The following is a 232-nucleotide window of genomic DNA, read 5'->3' as shown; positions in this document are numbered from 1 at the left end:
TAACACGCCTGCCTGTCACGCAGGAGATCGTGGGTTCGAATCCCATCGGGACCGCCATTTTTATTATGGTTCAGTAGCTCAGTTGGTAGAGCAATGGATTGAAGCTCCATGTGTCGGCAGTTCGATTCTGTCCTGAACCATTTTTAATGCAAGCCGGCCTAGCTCAACTGGTAGAGCAACTGACTTGTAATCAGTAGGTTGGGGGTTCAAGTCCTCTGGCCGGCACCATCTT

The 232-nt window shown here is 50.4% G+C and carries 2 tRNA genes; both read left to right on the top strand.

The annotated features are described in order from the left end of the window. Positions 1-67: 67 nt before the first annotated feature. Positions 68-140 (top strand) — tRNA-Phe (locus L987_RS00380). A gap of 12 nt (positions 141-152) precedes the next feature. After that, positions 153-228, top strand: a tRNA-Thr gene (locus L987_RS00375). Positions 229-232: the final 4 nt, after the last annotated feature.

The sequence above is a fragment of the Staphylococcus sp. ZWU0021 genome, from assembly GCF_000798895.1.
GTDB classification, from domain to species: Bacteria; Bacillota; Bacilli; order Staphylococcales; family Staphylococcaceae; genus Staphylococcus; species Staphylococcus saprophyticus.
Note: the sequence above shows the minus strand (reverse complement) of the source record. Positions and strands in the feature narration are given on the sequence as shown.